Raw genomic sequence first — 26,868 nt, 5'->3', positions numbered from 1 at the left:
CTACTCGAAGAACTTCAGGCCCCAGCCGGTGTCGTTGTTCGGTCCGGGGACGTTCGCGCGGCTGTAGGTCACGCTGCCCCACCAGCAGAACGAGCCCGTGTACCAGTACCGGTTCTCCCAGGAGTACGGCGTGCCCTTGGGGACCGCGTGGAACATCAGCGGGAACCGCGGCCCGGCCGGCGGGCTGGTCGCGATGTCGCCGTAGAGCAGCACGAACGTGTGGTGGCCGGGCCCGTCGACGAAGAGGGTCGGATCCCAGCCGCCCATCATCGTTCCCCGGTTGGAGCCGAACAGGCAGCCGTTCGACTTGTACCAGTCCCACACGTAGGTGGGGTCGCCGCCGGCGCGTAGCCGCAGGTCGGCCAGGCAGTACTGGTCGCTCCAGGAGCCGTTGGCGGAGTAGACGACGTGCAGCTGGCCGTTGGGGTCCTTGATCGGTTCGGGGCCCTCGTTGATGAACGGGTTGCCGACGACGCGTTCCCAGCCCTCGCGAGGCTGGGAGATGATGTACCGGCCGCCGGTGGCCGCGCTGGGGCTGCTCATCCGGGCGATGTACAGGTTCTGTTCATTGCTGGTGTCGCCGGACCAGCCGGACCAGACGAACCAGCGCTGCCCGTTGAAGGTGAACATGGTGCCGTCGATGGCCCACTTGTCGTCGGGCAGGGCCACCTTGGTCTCGGCGCCGTACCCGCTGTTCGGGGTCGCGGAACTGATCACGTACATCCGGTGGGCGGCGCCGCGACCGGCGGCGAAGTGGATGTAGAAACGGCCGCCCTCCATCGAGAACTCGGGCGCCCACACCTCACCCAGGTTGCGGGTGTCCGACCAGACCTGGTGGACGACCGGCGCGCCGGCCAGCCCCTCGGGCGAGGACGCGGTCCGGACGCCGAGGCCGCCGTTCCAGGACTGGACCGAATGGTAGGTGCCGTCGACCCGGATGACGCTGGGGTCGGCGGCGCGGATGCTCTGGGCCGCCTCGGCGACATCCGGCGCGGGCAGACCGATGGCGGCGACCAGAGCGAGCACCAGGGCGCCCAGGACGAATCGGGATCTGACCATGATCACGGTCCCCTTCCGGTGAGGCCTCTCCATCGTTGTACATCAATATGTCAGCGGGCCCTCGGTTTCGGATTGCGCGACAAACGACCGGCCTGTATCGGCGGCGGGCGGGAACCCTGGCGTCATACGACGCGATGGGAGGCAACGATGCCAGCCAATCGGGCTGTGGTTTATCAGGGGCCTGGCAAGGTCGAGGTTCAGGACATCGACTACCCGACGTACGAGGTGAAGGACGGCCCCGGCGTCAACAAGGCGAACGTCGGGCGGCGGGTTCCGCACGGAGCGATCCTGCGGACCGTCGCCAGCAACATCTGCGGCAGCGATCAGCACATGGTGCGCGGCCGGACCACCGCGCCGGAGGGGCTCGTGCTCGGCCACGAGATCACCGGCGAGGTGGTGGACGTCGGATCGGACGTCGAGTTCGTGAAGGTGGGCGACATCTGTTCGGTGCCGTTCAACATCGCCTGCGGGCGGTGCCGGAACTGCAAGGAGGGCAAGACCGGCATCTGCCTGAACGTGAACCCGGATCGGCCCGGTTCGGCGTACGGCTACGTCGACATGGGCGGCTGGGTCGGCGGGCAGGCCGAATACGTGCTGGTGCCGTACGCGGACTGGAATCTGCTGCGGTTCCCGGACCGGGATCAGGCGCTGGAGAAGATTCTCGACCTGGCCATGCTCACCGACATCTTCCCCACGGGATATCACGGGTGCGTGAGCGCGGGCGTGACCACCGGCTCCACGGTGTACGTCGCGGGCGCGGGGCCGGTGGGTCTGGCGGCGGCCAGTTCGGCGTGGCTGCTCGGCGCCGCGGTGGTGGTCGTCGGTGATCTGAACGAGGAGCGGCTGGCGCAGGCCCGGAGCTTCGGGTGCGAGACGGTGAACGTGAGCGAGGGCGATCCCGCCGATCAGGTACGCCAGATCCTGGGCCGGGACGCGCCGGCGATCGGTGAGCCGCTGGTCGACTCGGCGGTGGACGCGGTCGGCTTCGAGGCTCGCGGGCACGGGGCGGACGCGGCGACCGAGATGCCGGCGACGGTGCTGAACTCGTTGATGTCGCTCACCCGGGCGGGTGGTGCGGTCGGGATTCCGGGGCTCTACGTGACCGGCGACCCGGGCGGTGTGGACGAGGCGGCGAAGGTCGGCTCGCTGTCCCTGCGGCTGGGGCTGGGCTGGGCGAAGTCACTGTCCTTCGTCACCGGTCAGTGCCCGGTCATGCGCTACAACCGGAACCTGATGATGGCGATCCTGCACGACCGGGTCCAGATCGCACGGAACGTCAACGCGACGCCGATCCCGCTCGATCGGGCGCCGCAGGGCTATCAGGACTTCGACCAGGGCGCGGCGAAGAAGTACGTGCTCGACCCGCACGGCATGGTCAGAAGTTAGGACGTGATCGCGTCGGCTGCCACAGCGGGCTCGCGGTGGCGGCCGGTGACGCCGGTGACGCCGGTGCGGCGGTCGCGGCGGCTGGTCTTCTCGGCGTACATCTCGCCGTCGGCCGCGGCCAGCAGGGCTTCCGCGTCGGGCTCCGGCAGGCTGCTCGCCGCCGCCACACCGATGCTCACACCGATGGTGAAGCACTCGTCGGAGCGCCACACGGGCTCGTCGCAGAGGCCGCGGAGCCGCTCGGCGATCGCCTGGGCGTCGTCCTCGTTATCCACGTTCTGGGCGAGCACCACGAACTCGTCGCCGCCGAGCCGGGCCGCGATGTCGCCGGGCCGCAGGTCGGAACGGAGCCGGCGGGCGAACTCGACGAGCACGTAGTCGCCGGAGGCGTGCCCGTGCCGGTCGTTGATCTGCTTGAAGCCGTTGAGGTCCAGGTAGTAGACGACCGGGCCGAACTCCTTCGCCCGGGACCGGGACCGCAGCAGCGCCAGGTCGAGCCGGGACAGCAGGGCCTGCCGGTTGGCCAGCCCGGTCAGCTGGTCGTGCTGGGCCCGGTGGGCGAGCACCGCGCGGATGTACTCCTGTTCGCGGACCACGAGCACGAAGCGGACCAGGATCAGCGACGTGAGCACGGCGATCGAGGTGAGCAGCGAGATCCGGCTGACCAGGCTGTCGAAGGTCTGCATGCCGGCGAACATGGGCAGGGCCACCAGCGCGATGCCGAGGAACACCACCCGGGCCGGGTGCAGGCGCTGCTCGAGCAGGTCGTCGGGTTCGGCGATCCGGGCGGCGTCGCGGTGCACGAGGGCCGCGGCGAAGAAGCTGTTGGCGACCAGCAGCGCCCCGTCGAGGCGGTCGACCTGCGTGGCCCAGGGCAGGTCGGGGAAGATCTGCGGCAGCATCGAGATGGCGACGTCGCCGATCAGGGTGACGACGAGGGCGGCGGCCAGGTAGAGCGTGGGGCCCCTCTTGGGGCCGGGGGCCAGGATCAGGATGGCCGCGGCGGCGAAGAGGACGACGTCGCCGAGTGGGTAGAGCGCGGCGCCCAGGGTGCCCAGGGTGAACCGTTCGCCCTCGAACGCCGGGAGGATGATGAACTGCCAGCAGAGCCAGGCCATCACGGTGGCCATGGCGAGGGCGTCGAGCAGGCCCTCGCGGAGCTTGCCGGGCGCCCGCAGCCGGACGAGCTTGCCGAGGCCGATGGCGAGCAGCGGGTAGCCGCTGATCCAGAACACGTCGGACGGTGAGACGAGGCCGAGCGGGCCGATCAGACGGTCCAGCACGTCGTACAGGAGGTCGCCGAGCAGCCAGACGGTGAGGGCGCCGACGATGAACGCGTAACCGGTACGGACCAGGCCGTGCAGCGAGCGCAGCCGCGCCCAGCCGAGGACGACGAGCGCGACGAACCCGACCTGGTAGCACACGTGTGCGAACACGGTGCCCGGCCAGATCGCGGTGGGAAGTCCGCACAGCGCGGCGAAGACCGGCAGTAGCGGGGCTGGCACGCGTCTCATACAGTTCTCTTCGGCCCCCGCGGCCGGAAACCTAAGAAGTTTGCGCGCAGCAGGCATTCCTCCCTTCCTCGACCCAGTGCGGGTCGTGCCACCAGTGCGGGTCGTCCGCGCGCCGGACGAAGGGCGCCACCGCGGATTCGGGCGGCGATACGTGCGCGAACGGCTCGATGAGGTCGGAAACGGTGTGCGGGACCCCGTTCGTCACCACGGCACGCACGTCCGAGGCGTTGGCGATGTCGGCGAGCGGGTCGGCGTTGAGGATCGTCAGGTCGGCGTAGTGCCCGGGGGCGACCCGGCCGAGCGGTTCGGCGAGGAACTCCCCCGCCGCCCGGGTGGCGGTGCTCAGCGCCTCGTACGTGGTCATGCCGTAGCGGACCATGGCGCGCAGGTTGAGGTGGGTGCTGATCCCGTTGGCCGCGATCGGCGAGTCCGTCCCGTTGACCACGTGGCCGCCGGAGCGGATCAGCCGGGTCAGGTGCTCGACCTGGCGGGCCAGGTTCTCCCGGGTGGGCGTCTGGTCGGTGGCCCGGCCGGCGGCGATCTGCGCCTGGAGGGCCGCGTACTCCCACGGCGGGTACAGGGCCTGGACCCGCGGGTCGGTGGCCAGGGCGTCGTCGTCGACCAGCAGGGTGGCCGCGGTGAACAGGGTCGGGGTGAGCCGGGCGCCCGCCGCGACGAACAGCTTCCGCACCTCGGGGTAGACCGCGCCCAGCGTGGAGACGGTCCGCGAGTAGCCGAAGCGGCTGGTCGCGCCGACGTGCTCCATCTGGTCGCCACCGAAGTTCAGCGCCGGGTAGTGGTAGTGCGAGGTGGCCGGCACGCCGTGCCGGTGCGCCCAGTCGATCACCCGGCGCTGCCACACGGGCGGCAGCCGCACGTACGCCTTCATCAGGTCGTAGTCCAGCGCCCCCGCACGCGACAGCTCCAGTGCCAGCTGAGCCGGGGAGAACGTCGGCCGCATGAAGTTGTAGTAGATGCGCGGCCCGTCGACCGCCTCGCCGGTGCCGAAGTACCGCGGCCCGATCCGCGCGCCGGACTGGATCGACTCCCGCTCCTCGACCATGTGGTAGGCGGGACTGCCCGGCGACCGCGTGGTGGTGACGCCCAGCGACAGCCACAGCCGGCCCTGCCGGGCGCCGTACGAGTAGCCCTGCATCTCCCGGTGGTGGTGCATGTCGATCAGCCCCGGGATCACCACGGCGTCCCGGGCGTCGACGACGCGCCCGTCCCATTCCTGCGGGGAGGACGAGACGGAGGCGATCCGATGCCCCTCGACGACCACGGTCACGTCGCGCTCGAGGCGACGGGACGTCCCGTCCCAGAGGCGGCCGGCCCGGATCACCGTACGCCCGCGTGGTTGTGAATTTGCCCAGGTCAACGGCATCGGGACGGGGCGCGGGGCGCCGCCCGACGCGGAGACCAGCCGGAACGTGCCGTTGTGCAGGTAGAGCAGCTCGTCGTCGCCGCGCCACACCGGTGCGTCGGTGACCTCGTCGGTGACCTGGCGCGGGCGGCCGGCGAAGGTGCCGTCCGCGTCGACCCGCACGACCCACAGGACGCTCGCCACCACGTACGCCAGTCGTGTCCCGTCCGGCGACCACACCGGCCCGTCGTCGCCGCGGGTCTGGATCGAGCGGTCGGGCAGCGGGTCGGCGTAGCGCCCGGCGCCGGTGGCCACGTCGACCAGCAGGATCTTGCTGAGCCCTTCGCGGTAGCGGGCCGAGTAGGGCACGATCGCCGCCAGCGCGATGGTGCGCCCGTCCGCCGACCAGGTGGGCCGGCCCGGTTCGAAGGTGGCGGTGAAGAGCTGCCGCAGCGCGCCGGTCGCCACCTCGACGGTCCAGAGCGCGCCGGTCTGGTCGAGGAACGCCAGCCACCTGCCGTCGCGCGACCAGCTGCCGGAGACGGCGGCCGCGTTCGGCAGGCGGGTGAGCTGCCGGTCGGCGCCGGTGGTCAGGTCGTGCAGCCAGATGTCGAGCTTGCCGCCGCGGTCGGTGGAGTAGGACAGGTGCCGGCCGTCCGGCGAGAAGGCCGGGTCGCTCTTCCACCACAGGTCACGGGTCAGCGGGCGCGGGGCCTTGCCGATCGGCATCAGGTAGATGTCGTTGAGCGCGCGGAAGGCGATGGTCCGGCCGTCCGGGGAGACGGCGGGGCTGCCGAGGCCGCGAACCGGCCTCGGCAGCGGCGAGTCGAAGTCGCGCTGCCGCTTGCGATAGCTGGGCCGCGTGACACTCAGAGGCGCCACGAAGCCGATCCGGCCACCCGTGGAACGCCGGATCTCCCCGCCGGCGGTGTAGACGAAGGAGGACGGCGACCGCCAGGACACCCGGAACGGGAAGACGTCCTCGCCGGTCACCAGGGGCACGTTGCCGCGCCACAGCTCACTGCGCCCCAGCCCGCTCACGTTGTGGATCAGCTCGGCGCCGTCCGGGGTCCATTCCGGGGCGTGGATGACGCGGCCGGCGGGCACGGTCACCGCGGTCTGGCGTACGCCGGAGGCGACGGTCAGCACGTCGATACGCGTGTTGTCCACGACGAACGCGACCTTGCCGCCGTCCGGGGACCAGGCGGGCTCGTACTCCTGCTGCCCGGCCTGGTCGACCAGCGGTGTGACCTCGCCGGACGCCACGTCGAGGAGCCACAGCCCGTAGCTGCCGCCGCGGTCGCTGGAGACGACGATCCGCCGCCCGTCGGGGGCGAAGCGGGGCTCGCGGTAGTCGTACGGCCCGGTGGTCAGCCGCCGCAGCCCGCCGCCGTCCGGCCGGATCGTCCAGATGCCGAACGAGGAGTCGCGGTACGACTGGAACGCGATGCTGCGGCCGTCCGGCGCCCAGTCCGGCTGCCCGATGTCGTAGAGGTCCCCGGTGAGCCGGCGCGCCGGTCCGCCCGACGAGGGCAGCACCCACAGCACCCCGACCAGGTCCATGGCGATCCACCGCCCGTCCGGCGAGACCCGCGCGGCGATGTCGGTCCCGGTGCCGGCCTCGACCGGCCGCCCCAGGGTGACGGCCGGAGCCGCGACCACCACACCGGCCGCGCCGGCCAGAAGTTCCCGTCTGCTGATCGGCATGGTCTCGACGGTAGTGCCGATGACCATCGATGGGAATGAATGGAACACTTGACGACATGAAGTAACACAGGCAAACATCGTCTAATGTCGATGTTCGGAGGAATCGTGAAGAAGGTCGCCGCCGTCGCGGGGATTGTCGCCGTCACCGCGGCCGCAGCCCCGGCCTCGGCGGCCCCGCCCGACTACACCACCGCCGAGGCCGGGAACCCGTTCGTCGCGGGGTGGTACGCCGACCCCGACGTGGCGATCTACAACAACCGGTACTACGTGTTCCCGACCTCGTCCCGCCCGTACGCGGAACAGACCTATCTCGACGCCTTCTCCTCCACCGACCTGGTCAACTGGACCAAGCACCCGAACGTCCTCACCACCGCGAACGTGACCTGGGCCCGCTACGCCGTCTGGGCGCCCGCCCCGATCGCCCGCAACGGCAAGTACTACCTCTACTTCGCCGCCAACGACATCCAGAGCAACGCCGAGCTCGGCGGCATCGGGGTGGCCGTGGCGGACCGGCCGGAAGGGCCCTACCGCGACGCGATCGGGCGGCCGCTGATCGCGCAGTTCGTCAACGGCGCCCAGCCGATCGACCAGGACGTCTTCATCGACGACGACGGGCAGGCGTACATCTACTACGGCGGCTGGGGGCACGCCAACGTCGCCCGGCTCAACAGCGACATGACCAGCCTGGGCACGTTCCCCGACGGCAGCACGTACAAGGAGATCACGCCGAGCGGGTACGTCGAGGGCCCGCAGATGTTCAAGAAGAACGGCAAGTACTACCTGATGTGGTCGGAGGGCGGCTGGACCGGGCCCAACTACGCCGTGGCGTACGCGATCGCCGACTCCCCCACCGGGCCCTTCACCCGCCTCGACCGGATCCTCGGGCAGGACGCCGCGGTGGCGCGCGGCGCCGGGCACAACTCGGTGCTGAACATCCCGGGCACCGACACCTGGTACATCGTCTACCACCGCCGCCCGCTGAGCGAGACCGACGGCAACGCCCGGCAGCTCGCGTACGACCGGATGACCTTCCGCCCGGACGGCACGATCGAGCCGGTCAAGATGCTGGTGAAGGACAACTTCGCGGACGGCAACGCGCTCGGCTGGAAGACCTACGGCGGCACCTGGTCGGTGTCCGGCGGCCAATACCGCACGACCGCCTCGTACGGCGGCAAGTCCCTGTTGGACGACAACCACACCAACGCCGTGTACGACCTGGACGTCACCGTCACCTCCGGGGCGGGCGACGCCGGCCTGGTCTTCCGGGCCACCGGCGCCGGCGTGGGCACGGACACCTACCGCGGCTACTACGCCGGCATCACACCGGCCGGGCGCGTCGTGCTCGGCCGGGCGAACAACAACTGGACCCAGCTGGGCTCGGCGCCGCTGACGATCACCCCGGGCACCCAGTACCATCTGCGCGTCGAGACCAACGGCTCGACCCTGAAGGTCTACGTCGGCGACCTGAGCACCCCCAAGATCACGGTCACCGACACGACCTACGCCTCCGGCGCTTCGGGCGTACGCGTCTACAACGCGGCGGCCGCCTTCGACAACGTGGTCATCACGAATCGATAAGAGCGAGGATCGTGCCAACCGGATCGTGGCCCATGCCCGTCTGAGGGGGTGGAACGGGCTGCGGGAGGGACTGGGCGATGCGGGATGGTTCGGACGATGAGTACGTCGAGTACGTCGCGGCGCGGGTTCCCGCGCTGCGACGTCTGGCGTACGTCCTGACCGGCGACGGCCACCGCGCCGACGACCTGGTTCAGCAGACCATCACCACGCTGTACGTGAAGTGGCAGCGCGCCCGGAACGCGGACAACCTCGACGCGTACGTGCGGACCATGCTCATCCGCACGTTCGTCGACGAGCGCCGGCTGGCCTGGGCCAAGGTCCGGCTCTTCCGGGACACCCCGGAACCGGCGCCGGTCGTCGAGAGCGGCACCGAGGACCGCGAGGTGATCCGCGCCGCGTTGCGCCGGCTGCCCCGCCGGCAGCGGGCCGTGCTGGTGCTCCGCTTCTTCTACGACCTCTCGGTCGACGAGGTGGCCCGGTCGCTGGACTGTTCGCCGGGCACCGTCAAGAGCCACACCTCCCGGGGCCTGGCCGCGCTGCGTGGGCAGCTCGGCGTCCGGGCGCTCGCCGGGCACACCCCCTGATTCGACTGCGAGGAGCAGATACATGCCTTCCGAAGTGGACCTGCTGCGGTCGCTGGACGACGAGCCGGACACCCCCTCGACCATCGACATCCGCAAGGCGATGAGCTCGGGCCGCCGGCGCCGGGCACGCCGCCAGGCCGGCTACGCGGGCGCCGCCGCGCTCACCGCGATCGCCGTCACCGGCACGTCGGTGGCGATCAACCTGAGCGCGAGCCCAGGTCCCGTGGCGCAGCCCGCCGCCTCGGGTGCGCCACGGGCGTCAGCCGGCGCCACGACACCGGTGACACCGGCCGAGCAGGCGCAGGCTGTGCGGGCTCCGGAGAAGTGCACCATCCGCAAGCTGAAGGCCCCCGGCGGGGCGCCGATGGCCCTGGCCAGCGGGGCCGACCCGACCGGCCGGTACGTCGTCGGGCGCACCTACCCCAAGGCCGGCGGCTACCAGGCGGTGATCTGGGACGACGGCAAGGGCCGGGAGATCATGCTGCCCGGTGACATGGAGGAGTCTCTGCGGGACGTCAACACGTCGGGCGACGCGGTCGGCTGGAGTTACGTCGGCGACGACAAGAACGGCAGCGGGCCGAAGCCGTACGCCTACCAGGACGGCAAGGTCGTCAAGATGAGGGCGAAGGGGTACGCGCAGCCGGTCGCGATCAACGACGCCGGCACGATCGTCGGCGCCGAGCCCGACGGCTCGGGGCTGGTGTGGCGCTCGGCGACCGCCGAACCCGTGCGGCTGCCGGTCCCGGCGGGCACCCGGGAGGCCCAGCCGCGCGACATCGCCGAGGACGGCACCGTCGCCGGCAGCCTGGACTCCGAGCGGGCGGTCGTCTGGGGCCCCGACGGCCAGATGCGCGAGCTGCCCAAACCCACCATCGACGGCAGGCCGGCCGTCAGCACGCAGGCCTTCGACATCCGCGGCGACTGGGTCACGGGCATGGCGAGCCCCGAGAGGGATGCCGCCGCCGGGCCCGTCTACGCGGTGCGGTGGCGGCTGAGCACCGGCACGGCCGAGGTCGTTGCCGAGCTGCGCGACCCCGCCGACAAGGTCAACGCCCAGGGCTGGCTGGTCGGGATCGACCCCAAGGGGTACGCCGTCCTGGTCACCGGCAAGGACACCGTGCGCCTGCCCGACCTGGGTAAGCACCGGCCCGACGGGACCGCCACGACGGTGAGCACGCTCAGTGACGACGGGACCTTGATCGCCGGCCATTCCGACGACAAGGACGGTGTCATCCAGGCCGTTGTCTGGCGATGCGGCTGAGCGCTGTTCGCCAGGTGGCAGCCCGGGACGGCATCCAGGCCCTCGATGCCGTCCCGGGCGGGAGGCCGGCGACGCGTTCGGTCACGATGATCGAGCTGCCGGGCAGCAGCTCCGGGATGGGCAGCGCCTCGGTGCGGGCCGGCTCCCAGCCGAACGGGCCGGTCACCCGGATCGCGCCGGTGCCGCTCAACCTGGTCCTGCCGCGACGCCTGACCGGCCGTGAGGCATGTGGTTCCTCATCTTCCTGAAGATTTCCTGTGAATCAGCTCACTGAACGCTGAAACGGGGCAGCGGGAGCGCGTGTCACGGCCCTAAGGTCACCGCCTCTGACCCCATCTTTCCTTCTTGGAGCCTCCCGTGTCCGACGGCACTTTCTTCGCCTATATCGCCCTGCTCGTCTTCAGCGGCGTCCTGCTCGCCGTGCTCGGCCTCGGTGGCTTCGGCCAGTCGAAGGGCGCCCGCATCATCGACGGCGTATTCGCGGCCGCGTTCGTCGTCTACGCCGGCTACCTGCTCTTCGTCTTCGACGGCGGCACGGTCATCATCAGCTACTACGCCTTCATCGTCCCGATCCTCGCGATCGTGCAGGTCTTCAAGGCGCGCAAGGCCAACCGCCTGGCGGCCGAGGCGCCGGCCGCGCCGGCCGCCGAGCCCGCCGCGCCGGTTCAGCAGCCGGTTCAGCAGCCGGTCCAGCAGCCGCACCAGTAGGACCTACCTCAGCCGGCGCGATCCGGCCGTGGCCGCCACGATCAGCGGCACCGCCACGGCCGGGTCCACCCGGGTACGCAGCACCGGCGTCCACCCGGCGCCCGGCAGCAGGTCCGGGTCGTACGCCTCGTTGTAGGCCGCGACCAGATCCACCGGCCGCGGCAGGCGGCTCCCCACCTGGACCAGCGACCCGATCGCGGTGATCCGGGTGCCCTTCCAGTAGTGGATGACGTCGGCGGCGGGCACGTCCGCGCCGAGCCGGAAGTAGTTCTTCTCCGCGTAGATCGCCGACTCGACACCCGCCCCGAGCGAGTACTGGTAGTCCTCGTCGGTGGCGACGAACAGGTTGTTGTAGACGTCCACCTGACCGAACCGGACGCGCGGCGCCCGCTGCAGCACGTTGCCGAACCGGTTGTGGTGCACGGTCACGCGCAGCTTCCCGACGTCCACGCCCGGTGTGTCGGTCGACCCGATCAGCATCGTCTTGTCGTGGTCGTAGTAGTCGTTGTACGACACCGTCACCAGGTCCGACCCGCGGATGACGTCGGTCGCGCCGTCGTGCACCTGGTACGGCCGTCCGAAGTAGACCGGCTGCTCGCTGTCGTGGTTGTCGCCGTCGCTGAATGTGTTGTGGTCGATCCACACGTTCGTGGCGCCGCTGAGCGACACCAGGTCGTAGAGCGAGTTCCAGTTGCCCGCCGCGCCGTCGGTCGGATCCCAGGCGGGGAAGCAGTCGGCGGCGTCGGTGAACTCGACGCCCCGCACGATCACGTTGCCGACGTTGGTGAGGATCAGGCTGCCGCCGTCGATCCGGGCGCCGCGGACGCCGACGATCGTGGTGTTCGGGCCGACGTTGATCCGGATCTGGTCGCCCTGCCGCCGGGCGGAGCGGACCCGGGCGTCCTCCAGCGGCCCGCTCGGTTTGGCCGTCCGGCCCCACACCGCCGGGTCGTAGGCGGCCAGGAAGGCGTCCAGCGAGTACTCCGGGTCGGCGTGGTCGGCGCACGTCTTGTGCTCGGTGGCGTCGATCCGGCCGCTGACGACGACGATCTTCGGGGTGGCGTTCTGGCCGTTGGTGGCGTTGTCGCCGCCCAGGGCGGCGATCAGCTCGGCCCGGTTGCGCGCGACGGCGACATGCTCGGCGTCGGCTGCGGCGCCGCCGGTGGTCCCCGCTCCCCAGCCGTCCCGCGGGTCCGCCGTTTCGCGGGCCACGTCGTGCGCGGGCGCCACGAGGGCGGCGGCGGCCAGGAGGGAGACGACGATCGATGACATGGGTACGAACTTGCACCCGCCATTTCACCCGCGTCAATGACTTCGAATGTGCAGGAAATTTGCAAAGATCAACTTACCTGGCCATTGACCGTTCTCGATCGTAGATTCGCATTCGTGATGGGCATATCGCATTTGCTGACGGCCGCGCTGCTGGTGGTGGGTGCTCCGGGCACCGTTTCGCGGCCGGTGCTGTCCCCCGGCGAGGCCGCCGCGTTCACCCCTTCGGCGTACCTGAAATGGTCCGGTCCCTATGGCGCGCCGGTGGCCGATCCGTGGCGGCCGGCGCCGATCCGCACCGAGCGGGCCGACTTCGTGGTCGGGCGCGGCGCATTCCCGACCGTGCAGGAGGCGGTGAACGCGGCCTACCGCGGCGGCGGCACCTCCCGGCAGTGGATCGCGATCCGGCCCGGCACGTACACCGGAACGGTCTTCATCCCCGGCGGCGCTCCCCCGCTGACCATCTACGGCGTCGGCGACGCGCGGCTGGAGTTCACGGTCGACGCCACGCTCACGCCCGCCGCGTGGACCGCGCTGGTCAACCCCGACGGACGGTACGCGCCCGGCGACCCCGCCTGGCCGATGTTCCAGTCGTGCGCGACCCGGACCCAGACGAACGCCGGCCTGTGCGCCACGGTCGTCTGGGCGCAGAGCACCGACCTGCAGCTGCGCAACCTGACCATCACCAACACGCTGCTCGACACCGTGGACGGCGGCACACACCAGGCGGTGGCGCTGCGCACCGACGCCGACCGCACCCAGCTGGAGGCGATGCGGCTGATCGGCCGGCAGGACACGTTCCTGGCCAACGCCGACGACCCGGCCCGGATCGCCCGGGTCACGGTGAGCGACAGCTACATCGAGGGCGACACCGACTTCGTCTTCGGCCGGGCGAGCACGGTCTTCACCCGTACCCATTTCCGTCTGGTCACCTCGCGTAAGCCGACCGGCGGCGTGATCTTCGCGCCCAACACCGCGCCGCGCCACCCCTACGGCTTCCTGGTCACGCATTCGCTGCTCAGCACCGACGCGGACGCCGCCGCCGGTTACTTCGGCCGGTCCTGGGACCAGGGCGCGAGCGCCACCGGCTACCTGCCCGGCGTCACGCCCAACGGCCAGTTGGTGATCCGCGACAGCCTGATCGGCGAGGGCTTCCGCGCGGAGACGCCGTGGGCGCCGGCCGCGACGACCGGCCGGCCGTTCACCGCGAGCATCGCCCCCGGCCGCGACCTGAACGACGTCACCAACAACCGCCTGTGGGAATACCGGGTTCAGCGCTTGTCGCCCAGCTGAAGCCACCAGCGCGCGCCGGACCGGGCGAGGGAGAGCTCGTCCGGCTCCAGCGCCGGGCTCACCAGGAACCGCATGGGGTCAACACCCAGCCTTCCCGTCGTCGGGCCAGCCGATCGCGTCCAGGAAATCGTCCATCGCGGCGACGACGCGGGCCAGCACCGCGACCGAGTCGGCGGCCGGACCCGGGACCTGCAGGCCGTGGCCGGCGCCCGGGACCTCCAGCACGTGCGGCGACAGGCGGTGGGCAACCTCGCCCTCCCAGACCGGGTCGGAGGTGCCGCCGACCAGCATCATCGGGGCGGTCGCCCGCTCCAGCGCGGCGACCACCCACGGCGCCGTCAGGATCGGCGTCAGCCAGACCGCCGGGAGGTTCCGGGACGCGGCGAGGCCTGCCGCGTTCGTGCCCAGCGACTTACCGATCAGCAGGGTGCCCTCGCCCAGCAGCGGCTCGATCTCGTCGCACACCCACGGTTCGGCCGAGGGCGAGGTGTGTTTCGGCGGCGGGCCGGACCACCAGTGCCAGTGCACCGTCGCGCCGCGGCGCTCCGCCACCTCCCCGGCGTAGAGGAGCATGCCGGCCGCCGGACCGAGCGCACCGCCCGGGATGACCAGGGCCTCACTCACGGTGGCGGGCCTGCGGGGACACCCAGTCGCGCGGGGTGGGTTCGTCGTCCTCGGGTTCGTCGTCGGTGAGGTTCATCCCGAAGGGGAAGAAGCGCAGCTGGTAGCGGCGGGTGTCGTGCGGCTCGGACACGGCCAGGGCCGCGAGCACCGCGACCAGGCGGTCGCGCTGGGCGTCGGGCAGGTCGTCCAGGTCGACCAGGCCGTCCTCGAGCATCTTCACCGCCAGATGCGAGTCGACCTCGTCCTCGTCGCAGGTGTCCAGCCACCAGACGACGTCGACCAGGAGGCCCACGACCACCGGCAGCGACTTCGGGTCGGGGTCGCCGGAGGCCAGGCGGACCTGTTCCCCGGCGGGAAGCTGGGCGATCACCCAGTCGACGCTCCCCCGGATCCTCGCCGCCGCCTCGGGATCGACCTGGTCGGCGGGGATCTCGTCCAGCCAGTCGAGCAGGCCGGTCACGAGACGGTGCAGGGTGCGGGTGAGGTCGGCATCGCCGTCGGCGCTCATGGCACGGGACTCTAACCAAGGCGGCGCCCCGATGACGGGACGCCGCCTCGCAAAGTGGATCAGTCGGTGACCGTGCCCTCGACCGCGGTCAGCGGATCGAGCTCGCCGGTCTCCTCGTTGTAGACCGACACCTGCCAGCGGACCTTCTCGGCGCCCTCGGCCGCGTCGTCGGACACGGTCGGGACCTCCAGGGTCGCCGTCGTCGTGCCCGGCTCGACGATCGTCCACGGCTGCAGTCCGGTCCCGGACAGCGGGCGCGACGGGGACGGGTCCTCGCCGCTGTTGCCGGTGAACCAGGTCGGGTCCACGTCCGTGGTGGACAGCTCCGGCTCGGCCGCCTCCGGGGTGAAGATCACGTAGATCGGCACGCCGGCCGCGGCGGAGAGGTTGACCGTCCAGGTCAGCGGGGCGCCCTCGGCCGCGGTGGCGGAGGCCGGGCTCACCGTGACGGTGGGGCGCGGGTCGTCCTCGCGGACGTCGACCCCACCCACGTAGTCGCCGACCAGCGTGTTGCGGACCGCCTTGGCCGCCACCCACCACCGCACCGAACCGTCGTAGGTGGTGTTGCCCGTGACCGCGACCGGCACCTCGAGGCGCTGCGAGCCGGGACGGACGTCGGCGACCCAGGACCGCGACTCGAACGTGGCCGGGTCGGTGAGGAACAGCCGGACCTTGCCGGCCGTCTTGCCCTTGACCGCGACCGGCACCTGGTACGTGGTCGTGCCGGAGTCACCCTCGTCGGCGCTGACCTCGCCGACGTCGACCCGGGACATCGCCACCGGCCGCGGGTCGGGAGTCCCGGCCCGCCAGCCCCACGCGTCGATCAGCCACGCCGGGCCGGCCTGACGCGGCGTGAGCTCGAGGGACGACAGCGAGGTGACGCCCTTCGGCAGGGCGACCCGCACCTCGCGACCCCAGTACGACGTGGTGAAGTCGGTGCCCGGCACCCCTTCGACGGTCACCTCGCCGAGGTCGTGCCGCCCACCCTCGGCGGAGACGGCGACGACCCCGAAGCGGCCCGTCGTGTTCGGCGGCACGACCAGGCGCAGGGCCAGCTGCGACGCGCCGGACAGCGAGGACGCGCGGGCCGGGCGGATGGTCGCGGCCGCCCCGTCGAGGCGTACGGCGTACCGGCCGGGCTCGTCGTCGGCGACGAAGAACGGCGTGAAGTGCGGCGACCCGCCGGAGAAGTTCTCGTTCACCAGGCACGCCTCGGCCGCGACGCGGGTGACCTGCTTGCAGAGCGCGCCTCCGGTGACGGTCACCGACTCGTCCGGCACCACCGCGGGCGTACGCGCGGCGCCGATCGCGTGGCTGAGCACCCGGGCGGGATTCGCCGAGGGCGCGCTCACGCCGGTGCCGTCGAGCAGCGGCCGGGCCCGGTCGTCGCCGCCCACGAAGAGCCGCGCCGCCGTCGCGATGTAGGTGGCGCCGGCGGTCTGCTGCTGACGCTCGGTGAGCCGGGTCGGCGTGCCGGGCGTACACAGCGGGTCGGGTTGCTCCGGGTCGCTGAAGAAGTCGTCGAAGGACGGCGCCACCGACTGGCCGGGCGTCCACTCGGTGTTGAAGTAGTTGTGGTTGGCGCCGATGAAGTAGAGCGCGCTGTGCAGGGCCCGGCCGGAGCCGACGCCGCGGGTGGCGTCCAGGAACATCTGGCCCTGCAGGTCGGAGACGTCGCCGTCGCAGCCGGGCAGGATGGTCGCCGACGGGACGTCCGGCACCGGGTCGTGCCCGAAGAGCGTGGGTCCGATCAGCAGCGTGCCGCGGATCGTCCAGGAGACCTTGCCGTGGTAGCCGTCCGCCGCGGCCGGCGGCGGGTTGAGGCTGTCCATGGCGGCGCGGTTCACGCCCTCACCGCCGCGGGAGTGACCCATCAGGAAGACCTTGGAGGTGTCGGCGGCGGGTGCCAGGCGGGCCAGCGCCGGGTTGCGGGCGGCCCACTCCGCGAGATGCAGGCGTACGAGCGACGAGCGCGCCTGGGCACCGCCGTCGTCGGCCGCGAAGTCCTGCCCGTTGATGCCGTTCGCCGAGATCGAGACGGTGATGTAGCCCTGCGAGGCGAGCAGCTGCTGTGCCTGGAGGTAGCCGCGGTAGCTGGGCACCTCCTGGGTGCCGGCCGGGCAGGGCCAGTCGCCGGTGATCCGGTCGGGGTCGTCGCCCTGGAAGCAGGTCCAGTGGCGGCCGTGCAGGAACAGGGCCAGCGGCCGGGCGCCCGGGGCTTTCTTCGGCGCCACCACGACGCCGCGCATCTCCACGTTCGCCGGGAAGTCGGGCAACTTGACACTCGGCAGCTCGTACTCGCCGGTGGTGGTCTCGTAGGGTCCGGGGGTGCCGGGGTCGATGTCGGTGGCCGGAGCGAGCCCGGGCACCCGGGGCGCGGCCTTCCTGGCGGCGGGCCGGGGCGACGCGGCGTCGAGGCGCCTCCCGCCGGCGCGTACCGAAAGATCGTCGGTCTCGGAAGGGAGGTCGAGGCGGAAGGTGCGCTGGTCGGCGGTGCCCTGCGCCCGGCCGAGCAGCCGGTCACCGGACCAGAACTCGACCGCGGCGTCACCCATCGGCACCGGCCGCGGGGCCGTCCACACCAGCTTGTCGTGCTGGACCGCCCAGCCGGAGGGCAGCCGGTCCGGCACCGGGCTTGTCGGCGGGTCGGCGTATGCCGCCGCGCCCGTCCCGATCAGCAGGGCCACCGTTGCGGCGGCGGCCGTGAGAACTCTACGCATCGCCCATGTCTAATCGATGGGTGCAAATCGCTCGAAGAACGTCGAAACATCCCCAGGGAAAAGTTCACGTGCCAATCCGGGCACCATCGTAGGCCGAACGCCCCTGTACGGGGAAAATGTCCGCATGCCCGAGAACACGAGCATCCTGGATGGGCCCCGCCCGCTCCCCTTCGTCGGCAACCTGCCGGAGTTCGCCCGCGACCAGAAGACCCACCGGGTGCTCGAGCGGTGGGCCGACGAGTACGGGCTGACCTACCGGTTCCGGCTGGGCCGGCAGGAGGTGGTCGCCACCGCCGATCCGGCGCATGTGGACGTGCTGCTGCGCCGCCGGCCGGACGACTTCCGGCGGGCCGTCAGGTCGTCCACGATCATCGACGAGATCGTCCCGCGTGGCGTGTTCACCGCCGAGGGCGACCGGTGGCGGCGGTTGCGCAAGGTGGCCACCCAGTCGTTGAACGCGGCGTACCTGCGGCAGTACTTCACCACGATCACCATGGTGACCGAGCGGCTGCTGCGGCAGTGGGAGGCGGCCGCCGGGTCCGGCGCGCGGGTCGACGTGCTGGACCTGATGATGCGCTACACGCTGGACGTGACCGTGGGGCTGGCCATGGGCCACGACCTGAACGCGCTGGAGAGCACCGGCGACGGCCTGCACACCCGGGTGAAGCAGCTGTTCCCGGCGATCTCCCGGCGGATCAACGCGGCGCTGCCCTACTGGCGGTACGCGAAGCTGCCACAGGACCGGCGGCTGGACGCGACGGTGCGCGAGATCGAGGCGCTGGTGGGCGAGCGCTTCGCCGCCGCCCGGGTGCGCGTCGCGGCCGGCGATCCGCCGTCGAACTTCCTCGAGGCGCTGGTCAGGCCGCTGGAGAACGAGCCGGAGATCACCGACGAGGAGGTCTTCGGCAATGTCCTGGCCATGCTGCTGGGCGGCGAGGACACCACCTCGTCGACGGCGGCGTGGGCGCTGCACTACCTCGCCGAGAACCCGGACATCCACGCGAAGGTCCGTGCGGAGGCCGACGAGGTGCTCGGCGAGCAGCGGCTGCCCGGCGACCCGGGCACGGTGGGACGGCTCAAGTACGCCGAGGCGGTGGTCAACGAGGTGCTGCGGTTCCAGCCGGTGGCGCCGTTCCTGCTCCTGGAGCCGACCAGCGACGTGACCCTGACCGGGCGGGACGGCTCCGAGCTGTTCGCGCCGAAGGGGCTGCCGATCTTCGTGCTGATGTCGTACGGCGCGCGCCGTGACACCGAGCGCTTCGGCGACCCGGACGTGTTCCGGCCGGAGCGCTGGCTGGAGGGCAAGCTGCCGCCGGAGGCGCTGCCGTTCGCCCCGTTCGGCGCCGGGCCGCGGTACTGCCCGGGCCGCAACCTGGCGCTGATCGAGGCGGCCATGGTCACCTCGGTGCTGGGACGCGAGTTCGACTTCGAGCCGGACCACTCCGCGGGCGCGGTGGTCGAGCGGATGGAGTTCACGACCTTCCCGACGAACCTCAACCTTCGCGTCCGGACGAGGGCGGCCACCGCTACGCGGTGAGGGCGATGTACTTCTCCTCGAGGAATTCGAGGATGCCCTCGGAACCGCCCTCCCGGCCGAGGCCGCTCTGTTTGACGCCGCCGAACGGAGCGGCCGGGTCGCTGACCACGCCCCGGTTGACGGCGACCATGCCGGACTCCATCCGGCGGGCCACCGCGATCGCCGCTCGTTCCTCGCCGAAGACGTACGCCATCAGCCCGTACTCGGTGTCGTTGGCCATCCGGACGGCCTCGTCGACGTCGTCGAACCGGACCACCGCGGTGACCGGGCCGAAGATCTCGGTGCGGCTGATCGCCGAGCCGTGGCGCACCTCGGTGAGCAGCGTGGCGTCGTAGAACGCGCCCCGGGCCGAGGAGTTGCCGCCGCGGGCCAGTTTGGCGCCGTCCGCGATCGCCTCCTCGACCAGCGCGGCCACCTTGTCCCGCTCGGCGACCGAGACCAGGGCGCCGAGCCCGTTCACACGGTCCAGGCCGGGGCCGACCGCGATGGCCGCCAGGGCCGCGTCGAGCCGCGCGACGAACTCGTCGTGCACCGAGCCGTGCACGTAGAACCGGTTGGCCGCGGTGCACGCCGACCCGCCGTTGCGCATCTTGGCCTGCAGCGCTCCCTCGACCGCGACCTCGAGGTCGGCGCCGGGCAGCACGATCAGCGGGGCGTTGCCGCCGAGCTCCATGGAGGTGCTGACCACGCTGTCCGCACAGGCGTGCAGCAGACTGCGTCCCACCTCCGTCGAGCCGGTGAAGGAGAGCTTGCGGACCTCCGGCCGGTCGATCATCCGCTGCACGAGCGGGCCGGTCGGCACCGGCGTCACCAGGTTGACCACCCCGCGCGGGACACCGGCCCGGAACAGGACCTCCACCACGTACGCGGCGGTCAGCGGCGTCTCGCGGGCCGGTTTGAGGATCGTCGTGCAGCCCGCGGCCAGCGCCGGCGCCAGCTTGCGGGTGGCCATCGCCGCGGGGAAGTTCCACGGCGTGATCAGCAGCGAGACGCCGATCGGCTGACGGTCCACGATGATCCGCTTGTCGCCGGCCGGTGCGAGCCGGTAGTCGCCGGGCACGCGCACGGCCTCCTCGGCGAACCAGCGGAAGAACTCCTTCGCGTAGTTCGCCTCGCCGATGGCGTCGGCCCAGGACTTGCCGTTCTCCCGGACCATCAGCTCGGCGAAGTCCTCGACCTCGGCGGTGAGGATCTCGTACGCGGCCCGGAGCAGCTCGCCGCGCTCACGGGGCGCGGTCGCCGCCCACGACTCCTGGGCGGCGGCCGCGGCGTCGACCGCGTCCATGCAGTCCTGTTCCGACGCTGCCGCGAAGGCCGCGATCGTCGAGCCGTCGGCCGGATCGATGACGTCGAAGCGGCGGCCGTCCGAGCCCGGCCGCCACTGCCCGTCGATGAAGAGGTCAGAATGCATCAGAGAGAATCTCCAGGAGTAGGTCCCGTGTGGGGGTGACCGGGGCGATCGCGAGCAGCCGGGTCGAGCCGAGCGCCAGGTCGGCGATGCGCGGGAGCTGCGAGCGCCGCACACCGATCTCGGAGAGGGACGCGGGCACGCCGATCGCCCGGTTGATCTCGACGATGCGGCCGATGGTGTCGTCGGTGCCGAGGGCCTCGCCGAACGCCGCGACCCGCTCCTTGTCCGGGATCGCCCTGAGGACGTGGGGCAGCAGCAGACCCGTACCCAAGCCGTGGGGTGTCTTGGTGAGCGCGCCGATCGGGTACTGCAGAGCGTGGCAGAGGTGCGTGCCGGTGGATCCGAAGGCCATGCCGGCGAGCAGCGACCCCTTCGCCACCTCCTGCCGGGCCCGCCGGTCGGCCGGGTCGTGCACCGCGACCGGCAGCCACGGCCCGAGGTGCGCGGCGGCGCGCAGCGACAGCGGTTCGGTCAGGGCGTTGCGCCCGGTGAAGACCGGCAGCGGCGCCGACCAGTCGAGGTCGAGGCGGCGCGCGGTGAAGGACTCGGCCGCGTGCACCAGAGCGTCGATTCCCGCGTACGCGGTGACGGTCGCCGGCGCCCCCATCGTGAGCTCGGGGTCGACGATGGCCACGGCCGGCACCAGGTACGGGCTGGAGATGCCCACCTTGAGCTCGCGGTCCGGGTCGGAGATCACCGCGACCGGGGTGACCTCGGAGCCCGTCCCGGCCGTGGTCGGCATCGCGATCACCGGCACGACCGGCCCCGGCACCAGGTTCTCGCCGTAGTACCGGCTCAGCGGCCCGTCGTGGGTGACGAGCAGCGCGATCAGCTTGGCCGCGTCGAGCGCGCTGCCACCGCCGATCGCCACGATGACCTCCGGCGCGTAGGCGCGAGCCGTCTCCCCCGCCGCGTCCAGCGTGCCGACCGGCAGCTCCGGCGTGATGTCCGAGTAGACGCGCGCGTCCCGAAGAGGCTCGAGGAACGGGCTCCCCAGGAGGAACGGGTCCACGACGGCCAGCACCCGCCGGCCACCGATCAGGGTGGGCAGCTGCGCCCGGGCGCCGAAGCCGAAGTGCACGCGCGGCGCGACCCGCATCGTTCCCACATCACGCAACGAAACCACCGTCCACCGGCAGGATCACGCCGCTGAGGTGGCTGGACCGGTCGCTGAGCAGGAACGACACCACCTCGCCGACCTCCGCGCCGGTGCCCGCCTTCCGCAGCGGCGTCGCCGCGATGCGTGCCTCGACGCCGCCGGGGATGTTGATCCGGGTCTGGTCGAGCATCGGGGACTCGGTGGGGCCGGGGGCGATCACGTTGACCCGGATGCCGAGCGGGCCGACGTCGTGCGCCGCGGTGCGGGTGAGCCCGATGACCGCGTGCTTGGTGGCCTGGTAGGCGCCCATCCCGGAGCTGCCGCGCAGCCCGCCGATGCTGCTGACGTTGACGATCGAGCCTCGGCCGGCGGGTTCCATCGCGCGGATCTCCTCGCGCATGCACAGCCAGGTGCCCTTGACGTTGACCGCGAGGATCCGGTCGAAGTCCTCCTCGGACACCTTGTCGACGCGGCCGCCCTGGGTCATGGCGGCGTTGTTGAACGCGCCGTCCAGCCGGCCGAACCTGTCCACCGTCGCGTCGACGAATCTCGCCACGTCCGCCGCGGAGGAGATGTCGCCGGTGCAGTAGGCAGCGTCCAGCTCCTTGGCCAGATCGGCCAGCGGTCCTTCGCTCCGCGCGACCAGCATCAGGGACGCGCCGTTGGCGGCGAACACCCGCGCGGCGTCGGCCCCGATCCCGGTGCTCGCCCCGACGACCAGGACGACCTTGTCAGTCAGCATCTGTTTCCTTCGCGGGGTAGTCGGCGGCGTTGAGGACCCAGCCCTGGGCGCTGAAGTCGGCGCGCGGCGGGCCGAAGATGTCGATGAGCTGCTGGTGGTCGCCGACGCCCTGGGTGGTGTGCACGGTCGGCGGCGGGATCACGCAGATCGACGGCGTGGCGATCTCGGCGTGCTCGTCGGAGCGCCAGCTCGTCGAGTCCGGCCCCCACGGGTAGCGGATGTGGTGCTTGAACCGGCCCTTCACCGCGAGCGAGATCTGCTCGAAGTCGTCGTGGTGGTGCGGGGACAGCTTCAGCGGGTCGCGCGGCTTCGACTCCTCTGCCAGGAAGTTCACCATCAGGTTGGTGGTGCGGAAGATGCGCCCGAAGCGGCCCTCGGCGATGGGAGTGTCGGCCAGGCGGTAGACGCGCACGCGGAAACCCCCGACCGGGTCCGGCCAGGGGATCAGAGGCGCGGCTCGCTCATCTGGTTCCGCGTACGCCGCGGCGTTGAGCGCCGCCTCGGTGAGGTCGGTGGCCACGCTGGAGAAGAGCCGGATGAGCACACCGTCGGCGTCGACCCGGATCTCGCTGTCGCCCGGCGGCACGACCACGAACGCCTCCTCGGCCACCGCCACACCGTTGACGGTCACCGGAGCGCTGTCGGAGTACATGAGTACCGCGTACTCGTCGGGCTGGGCGGTGCGCGGGAACACGTCGCCGGCCTTGGCCTCGGTGTAGGCGAGGACCAGGTTCGCGGCCCGGGCGATCCAGGTGCGGCTGCCGTGCGTACCCGTCTCGGTGGGCTCGTGGGTTTTGAACTCGATCCACTGCGACTCGCGGATCGGGGCGTTGGTGGAAGCCGGCGCCGCGGTGGCCAGCTTCGAGCGGATGTCGTCGGCGGCGTACGTGGTCATGCTCTGCTCCTTGGGGTCAGCGCGAGCATCGCTCGGGCGTCGGCCGGGGTGGCGATCTCCTTGCCGAGGTCCTCGACCACGTCGCGGATCTTGCCGACCTGCTCGGCGTTGCTCTTGGCGAGGCGGCCCTTGGCGAGCCACAGGCTGTCCTCGAGCCCGACCCGGACGTGCCCGCCGAGCCAGGCGCTGTGCGTGGCGAACTGCATCTGGTCGCGCCCGGCCGCGAACGCCGAGAACGCGTAGTCGTCGCCGAAGAGCTTGTCCGCGATCCGGACCATGTGCTCGAGGTTCTCGTGGTCGGCCCCGATGCCGCCGAGGATCCCGAACACGCCCTGGATCAGCAGCGGCGGCTTGGCGAGGCCCTTGTTCACGAAGTACGCCAGCGAGTACAGATGCCCGATGTCGTAGCACTCGTACTCGAACCGGGTGCCGAACTCGCCCAGCGTCCGCAGCGTGTGCTCGATCTTGTCGAACGAGTTGAGGAACGGATGCGCGTACGTGTTGAGCACGTACGGCTTCTCCCAGTCGTGCCGCCACTCGGTCACCCGGTCGGCGATGCCGGAGTAGACGAAGTTCATCGAGCCCATGTTCAGCGAGGCGAGCTCGGGCCTGACCCGCAGCGCGCCGGCCAGCCGTTCCTCCATCGTCATCGCGGACGACCCGCCGGTGGTGATGTTGATGACCGCGTCGGTCGCGGCCGTCACCCGGCCGACGATCTCGGAGAACAGCTCGGGCTCGAACGCCGGCCGGCCGTCCGGATGCCGTGCGTGCAGGTGCACCACGGCCGATCCGGCCTCCACCGCCTCGATCGCGGCGGCCGCCACCTCGTCGACGGTCAACGGCAGATAAGGGCTTTGCGACGGTACGTTGACCGACCCGGTGACCGCCGTCGTGATGATGACCTTCTCCGCGCGGCGCATCAGATGCTCTCTTCCAGGCCGAGCAGGTACGCCGTGTTGCGGCAGATCATCTGCCGGATGTCGGCGGCCGCGATCCCGTGGTCCAGCAGCTGCTGCACGATCAGCAGGTAGCCGTCCACCGGCAGCGGATTGCCCTGCTGGCCGAGGTCGGAGTTGATGACGGTGCGCCGCGGCCCGATCTTGGTGATCCAGTCGACCAGCTGCTCGATCGGCCATCCGACCGCGGTCACCTCGGGGTGGTACATGGCCAGTTCGTGCTCGACGAAGGCGCCGTACCCGAGCATCTCCTCGATGTCGTTCTCGGCGGCGTTCACGATGTAGTCGGGGTGGTGCAGCAGCAGCCGCTTGACGCCGTTGCCGCTGGCCGTCTTGAACAGCGCCTTCATCGCCTCGCCGTGCAGGTGCCCGCCGGTGAGCAGGATGCCGGCATCGGCCACCAGCCGGGTCACGGTGTCGGTGTCCGCCGAGACGTCACCGTGCTCGTTGAAGATCGACTCTTCCTTCTCGTACAGGTTGCCGGTGGCGCTCGGGAAGCCGTCGTCGTGGGTGTGTGCCCGGATGTGCTGGCCGGCCGAGACCGTCGGTCCCCACACGCACCGGCCACCCATGTTGATGGCCATCGCGACCGCCGACGGGTTGATGCCGCCGACCTCCGAGTTGAGCGCGACACCGCCGTACACCGGGGTGGGCGCGTCCTTGAGCTGCGTCTTCATCGCCAGCACGTCCATCACGGTGTTGTGGTGGTGCGACTTGACCAGGATGGCGCGCATGTTGATCCGGGCGCCGTCGTAGGACGCCTCCACGTGGTCGATCCGCCGCGGGAACGGGCTCGGCCCGGAGTGGCAGTGCAGGTCCACCGTGCCGTCCAGAACCTTCAAGAGCTCGGGGCTGACCATCCTGCGCCTCCACATGTTCGCTGCTCGCACTTGCGGTTCACCATATGGACGCGCAGGCGGGCCTGTCCAGGCCTGAAGGGCCGAATATTGCCGGCTTGTGTTCGGCATGTGACCGGGGTTGTTGCATTATGAACTTTCGCCTGCTCTACTTCCGAACCATGGTTCTTCGTAAGCAGTGGCTTCTGCTGCTGCCGGCGCTGGCGCTGCTGGCCGCGGTCCTCCTGGTGCCGCTCGGCCGCAGCGTCCTTCAGAGTTTCGGCTCACCCGACTGGACGCTCGACCACTTCCGCGCACTGTTCACCGACGGGGTGACGCTGACCGTGCTCGCCCGCACGGCGCTGACCGCCCTCGCGGTCACCGCGATCGCGTTCCTGCTCGGCTATCCGTACGCCTACCTGATGACCCGGGTCGGCCCGCGGATGCGCGGGATCCTCCTGGTCGTCGTCCTGGTGCCGTTCTGGACGTCGGTGATGGCCCGCAACTTCGCGTGGATCATCATCCTGCAGCGCGGCGGGCCGGTGAACTCGTTCTTCAAGCTCTTCGGCCTGGACGTGGTGCTCTACGAGTCGGTCGGCGGCGTGACCGTGGCGATGAGCCAGGTGCTGCTGCCGTTCATGGTGCTGCCGCTGTTCAGCGCGCTGGGCGGCATCGACCGCAAGCTGCTGCTGGCCGCCCGCGGGCTCGGCTCGCACCCGGTCGTCGCGTTCTGGAAGATCTACTGGCCGCTGTCCCGTGGCGGCGTGGTCTCCGGGATGATCCTGGTCTTCACGCTCAGCCTCGGCTTCTACGTCACACCCGCGCTGGTCGGCTCGCCGAAGCAGTCGCTGGTCGCCCAGCTGCTCGGCCAGCGCACCACCCAGCTGCTCGACTTCCAGGGCGCCAGCGCCCTCGGCCTGGTCGTGCTGGTCGTCACGCTCGTGCTGGTGGCCTGGGCCAACCGGGTCGGCGGCACCATCTCCGCGATCGGCACGGTCGCCGCGGCCCCCGCCGCCAAGGACAAGCCGTGAAGGCCCGGACGGTCGACCCCATTCCGTGGTGGCTCAAGCTGATCGGCGCCGTCGTCGCGATCTACTTCATCCTGCCGACGCTGTTCGTCATCCCGATGAGCTTCAGCGAGGCGGCCACCTTCCAGTTCCCGCCGCGCGGGTTCTCGCTGCGGCTGTACGAGAACTTCTTCACCAACCCGGTGTGGCTGGACGCGCTGAAGAACTCGGTCGTGGTCGCACTGCTGGCGTCGGTGCTGGCCACGGTCGTCGGCACCGCCGCCGCGCTGGGGCTGCACAGTCTGCGCGGGAGGCTGGCGCGCTTCGCTCGTACCCTGCTGATGGTCTCGATGGTCACGCCGGCGATCGTCATCGCGGTCGCGGTCTACATCTCCTTCCTGCAGTGGCAGCTGGTCGGGACGTTCGGCGGGTTCGTGCTGGCGCACGCCGCGATCGGGGTGCCGTTCGTGCTGGTGTCGGTGACCAGCGCGCTCGGCGGGTTCGACCCCAAGCTGCTGCGGGCGTCCGCCTCGCTCGGCGCCCCGCCGCTGCGCACCTTCCGCACCGTCACCATGCCGCTGATCAGCCGGGGCATCGTGACCGGCGCGGTGTTCGCCTTCGTGACGTCGTTCGACGAGGTGGTCATCGCGCTGTTCCTGCGCTCGCCGACCCTCCAGACGCTGCCGGTGCAGATGTACAACAGCGTCACCGTCGAGATCGACCCCACCATCGCCGCCTCGTCCAGCGTGGTGGTCACCGTGGTCACCGTCCTCTGCCTCGTCCTTCAGTTCGCCCGGAAAGGCCGTTAAAA

At 71.1% G+C, this 26,868-nt stretch carries 23 protein-coding genes; 10 read left to right on the top strand and 13 right to left on the bottom strand.

Annotated features, from left to right (window positions below):
- Entirely contained in the window at positions 1-1,059 is a 1,059-nt protein-coding gene (locus QSK31_RS01835; protein WP_285680290.1) for a glycoside hydrolase family 43 protein, read from the bottom strand.
- Between the two features lie 147 nt (positions 1,060-1,206).
- Between QSK31_RS01835 and fdhA the strand changes: the two genes are divergently transcribed.
- Positions 1,207-2,445 carry a formaldehyde dehydrogenase, glutathione-independent gene (fdhA, locus tag QSK31_RS01830; protein WP_285680289.1) on the top strand — a complete coding sequence of 413 codons (1,239 nt, stop codon included), beginning with the start codon at positions 1,207-1,209 and terminating at the stop codon, positions 2,443-2,445.
- On the opposite strand, the gene QSK31_RS01825 is transcribed toward fdhA, so the two are convergent.
- The gene (locus tag QSK31_RS01825; protein ID WP_285680288.1) at positions 2,442-3,959 is read right to left on the bottom strand and encodes a GGDEF domain-containing protein; all 1,518 of its coding nucleotides are present in this window, start codon (positions 3,957-3,959) and stop codon (positions 2,442-2,444) included. The two genes, fdhA and QSK31_RS01825, sit on opposite strands and share 4 nt — an antisense overlap.
- Positions 3,960-3,990: 31 nt before the next feature.
- Positions 3,991-7,029, bottom strand: coding sequence for an amidohydrolase family protein (locus QSK31_RS01820; protein WP_285680287.1), 3,039 nt, complete (start codon positions 7,027-7,029; stop codon positions 3,991-3,993).
- 90 nt (positions 7,030-7,119) lie between these two features.
- On the opposite strand from QSK31_RS01820, the gene QSK31_RS01815 reads away from it, so the two are divergent.
- From QSK31_RS01815 to QSK31_RS01795, 5 genes are all read left to right on the top strand, one after another.
- The gene (locus tag QSK31_RS01815) at positions 7,120-8,607 is read left to right on the top strand and encodes a family 43 glycosylhydrolase (RefSeq protein WP_285680286.1); all 1,488 of its coding nucleotides are present in this window, start codon (positions 7,120-7,122) and stop codon (positions 8,605-8,607) included.
- Between the two features lie 77 nt (positions 8,608-8,684).
- A complete protein-coding gene (locus QSK31_RS01810) occupies positions 8,685-9,191 on the top strand; it encodes a SigE family RNA polymerase sigma factor (protein ID WP_285680285.1) in 507 nt (168 codons plus the stop codon).
- Between the two features lie 22 nt (positions 9,192-9,213).
- Positions 9,214-10,452: a hypothetical protein gene (locus QSK31_RS01805; protein WP_285680284.1), complete on the top strand. Its 1,239-nt coding sequence runs from the start codon at positions 9,214-9,216 to the stop codon at positions 10,450-10,452.
- 14 nt (positions 10,453-10,466) lie between these two features.
- Positions 10,467-10,700, top strand: a complete 234-nt coding sequence (locus QSK31_RS01800) for a hypothetical protein (protein WP_285680283.1) — start codon at positions 10,467-10,469, stop codon at positions 10,698-10,700.
- A gap of 109 nt (positions 10,701-10,809) precedes the next feature.
- Complete coding sequence (locus QSK31_RS01795) at positions 10,810-11,160, top strand: hypothetical protein (protein WP_285680281.1); 351 nt, start codon at positions 10,810-10,812, stop codon at positions 11,158-11,160.
- Between the two features lie 3 nt (positions 11,161-11,163).
- On the opposite strand, the gene QSK31_RS01790 is transcribed toward QSK31_RS01795, so the two are convergent.
- Positions 11,164-12,432, bottom strand: a complete 1,269-nt coding sequence (locus QSK31_RS01790; protein ID WP_285680280.1) for a pectate lyase family protein — start codon at positions 12,430-12,432, stop codon at positions 11,164-11,166.
- 117 nt (positions 12,433-12,549) lie between these two features.
- On the opposite strand from QSK31_RS01790, the gene QSK31_RS01785 reads away from it, so the two are divergent.
- Complete coding sequence (locus tag QSK31_RS01785) at positions 12,550-13,722, top strand: putative acyl-CoA thioester hydrolase (protein WP_285680469.1); 1,173 nt, start codon at positions 12,550-12,552, stop codon at positions 13,720-13,722.
- A gap of 78 nt (positions 13,723-13,800) precedes the next feature.
- On the opposite strand, the gene QSK31_RS01780 is transcribed toward QSK31_RS01785, so the two are convergent.
- From QSK31_RS01780 to QSK31_RS01770, 3 genes are read right to left on the bottom strand one after another with little or no spacing between them, the layout of a single operon-like run.
- Complete coding sequence (locus QSK31_RS01780) at positions 13,801-14,346, bottom strand: alpha/beta hydrolase family protein (RefSeq protein WP_285680279.1); 546 nt, start codon at positions 14,344-14,346, stop codon at positions 13,801-13,803.
- Positions 14,339-14,854: a hypothetical protein gene (locus QSK31_RS01775; protein ID WP_285680278.1), complete on the bottom strand. Its 516-nt coding sequence runs from the start codon at positions 14,852-14,854 to the stop codon at positions 14,339-14,341. The genes QSK31_RS01780 and QSK31_RS01775 overlap by 8 nt, the downstream gene beginning before the upstream one ends.
- A 59-nt stretch (positions 14,855-14,913) precedes the next feature.
- Entirely contained in the window at positions 14,914-17,574 is a 2,661-nt protein-coding gene (locus QSK31_RS01770; protein WP_285680277.1) for an alpha/beta hydrolase, read from the bottom strand.
- Positions 17,575-17,698: 124 nt separating this feature from the next.
- Between QSK31_RS01770 and QSK31_RS01765 the strand changes: the two genes are divergently transcribed.
- Positions 17,699-19,111, top strand: a complete 1,413-nt coding sequence (locus QSK31_RS01765) for a cytochrome P450 (RefSeq protein WP_285680276.1) — start codon at positions 17,699-17,701, stop codon at positions 19,109-19,111.
- Here the strand turns inward: QSK31_RS01765 and QSK31_RS01760 are convergent.
- The 6 genes from QSK31_RS01760 to QSK31_RS01735 are packed head-to-tail and all read right to left on the bottom strand — an operon-like array spanning position 19,101 to position 25,089.
- On the bottom strand, positions 19,101-20,522 hold the full coding sequence (locus QSK31_RS01760; RefSeq protein WP_285680275.1) for an NAD-dependent succinate-semialdehyde dehydrogenase: 1,422 nt from the start codon (positions 20,520-20,522) through the stop codon (positions 19,101-19,103). The genes QSK31_RS01765 and QSK31_RS01760 overlap by 11 nt on opposite strands.
- On the bottom strand, positions 20,512-21,630 hold the full coding sequence (locus QSK31_RS01755) for an iron-containing alcohol dehydrogenase (protein ID WP_285680467.1): 1,119 nt from the start codon (positions 21,628-21,630) through the stop codon (positions 20,512-20,514). Before QSK31_RS01755 ends, QSK31_RS01760 begins: the two co-directional genes overlap by 11 nt.
- 1 nt (position 21,631) lies before the next feature.
- Entirely contained in the window at positions 21,632-22,363 is a 732-nt protein-coding gene (locus QSK31_RS01750; RefSeq protein ID WP_285680274.1) for an SDR family NAD(P)-dependent oxidoreductase, read from the bottom strand.
- Entirely contained in the window at positions 22,353-23,258 is a 906-nt protein-coding gene (locus QSK31_RS01745; RefSeq protein WP_285680273.1) for a cupin domain-containing protein, read from the bottom strand. The genes QSK31_RS01750 and QSK31_RS01745 overlap by 11 nt, the downstream gene beginning before the upstream one ends.
- Positions 23,255-24,178, bottom strand: a complete 924-nt coding sequence (kce, locus tag QSK31_RS01740; RefSeq protein ID WP_285680272.1) for a 3,5-dioxohexanoate:acetyl-CoA acetone transferase — start codon at positions 24,176-24,178, stop codon at positions 23,255-23,257. Before kce ends, QSK31_RS01745 begins: the two co-directional genes overlap by 4 nt.
- Entirely contained in the window at positions 24,178-25,089 is a 912-nt protein-coding gene (locus tag QSK31_RS01735; protein WP_285680271.1) for a DUF6282 family protein, read from the bottom strand. Before QSK31_RS01735 ends, kce begins: the two co-directional genes overlap by 1 nt.
- 113 nt (positions 25,090-25,202) lie before the next feature.
- Here QSK31_RS01735 and QSK31_RS01730 point away from each other — a divergent pair, with 113 nt between their 5' ends.
- Both QSK31_RS01730 and QSK31_RS01725 read left to right on the top strand, forming a co-directional pair.
- Positions 25,203-26,081 carry an ABC transporter permease gene (locus tag QSK31_RS01730; RefSeq protein WP_285680270.1) on the top strand — a complete coding sequence of 293 codons (879 nt, stop codon included), beginning with the start codon at positions 25,203-25,205 and terminating at the stop codon, positions 26,079-26,081.
- Complete coding sequence (locus tag QSK31_RS01725) at positions 26,078-26,866, top strand: ABC transporter permease (protein WP_285680269.1); 789 nt, start codon at positions 26,078-26,080, stop codon at positions 26,864-26,866. The genes QSK31_RS01730 and QSK31_RS01725 overlap by 4 nt, the downstream gene beginning before the upstream one ends.
- The last annotated feature ends 2 nt before the right edge of the window (positions 26,867-26,868 follow it).

This window comes from Actinoplanes sp. NBRC 103695, from assembly GCF_030269485.1.
Taxonomy (GTDB): domain Bacteria; phylum Actinomycetota; class Actinomycetes; order Mycobacteriales; family Micromonosporaceae; genus Actinoplanes.
The sequence above is the reverse complement of the archived record's forward strand: the minus strand, read 5'-3'. Positions and strand labels throughout refer to the sequence as shown.